The organism is Roseisolibacter sp. H3M3-2, from assembly GCF_029211165.1.
Taxonomy (GTDB): Bacteria; Gemmatimonadota; Gemmatimonadetes; order Gemmatimonadales; family Gemmatimonadaceae; genus Roseisolibacter.
The window spans coordinates 1-976 of record NZ_JARGEK010000701.1 but is presented as its reverse complement, the minus strand read 5'-3'; the positions used below and the strand labels follow the sequence as shown (position 1 = coordinate 976).

General features: G+C 81.2%; 1 pseudogene. It reads right to left on the bottom strand.

The features are described 5' to 3' along the window. Positions 1-111: 111 nt before the first annotated feature. A pseudogene (locus tag PYV61_RS25835) lies at positions 112-976 on the bottom strand (hypothetical protein); the annotation flags it as partial.

The following is a 976-nucleotide window of genomic DNA, read 5'->3' as shown; positions in this document are numbered from 1 at the left end:
GCTGCGAGCCGGCACGGGTCACGTCGCCGGCCGCCAGCGCGAGGGCGAGACCCGCGGCCAGCGCGGGCGTCCACGGGCGCGCGCGGCGGCGCCGCAGGTCGGGACGGACGGTCACGACGATGGCTCTCCCCGATCCGCGGCCGAGTCTCCCTGGGAGGGACGCGGGGCCGCGACGCCCACGCCCGTCTCCGGGGATCCTACCCCGCCGCCCGAGTCGGTTCCGCGCACACGGTCGTCGCCGTCCCCCGGGTCCGCCCCGCCCTCGTCCGCCCCGCCCCCCTCGAGGCCGCCGTCGACGCGCTTCCGACGGCCGCGGCGGCGCCGTCGCTTCCGACGCACCTCGCCCTCCGCGCCGCCCTCGGCGCCCTCCGCCTCCGCCCCCTCGTCCGACCCGTCGAGCTCGTCGCGGTCGCGCGCGCGCTCCACGGGGAGGTCGGCGCGGACGCCCGCGTCGCCATCGGGCGCGTCGCCCGTGTCGTCCGTGGCGTCCGTGCCGTCGTCGCCGACGCCGTCCGCGCCCATCACCTCGGCCCCCTCGCCCCCGGTCGCCTTCCGACGGCGGCGGCGCTTCCGCTTGCGCTTCGTGGGCTCGGCGCCGGGCATCCCCGCGCCCTCGCCCTCCGTCGCCGACTCGGTGACGTCGACCGCCGGCTCGGCGCCCACCGGCGCGAGCGCCAGCGTCTCCTCGGGCGTGGCCACCGGCGCGGCCTCCGCGCGCGCGCGCTTCCGCGCCCGCGGCGGCCGCTCCTCGCGCGGCGCGTCGTCCGCGCCCTCGGCGCGCGCCGGCCGCTCCTTCTTCCGATCCGGCCGCTCGGGGCGCTCCGGGCGCTCGGGGCGTGCCTCCCTCCTGTCGCGCGTCGCGCGCCCCGGCCGCTCGGCGCGCGCGGGCTCGACGCGGGCCTCCTCCAGCACCGCGAGCGCCGACACCGCGCCCGCCACCGCGACGTCGTCGAAGTCGGATCGTAGCCATGTCGTT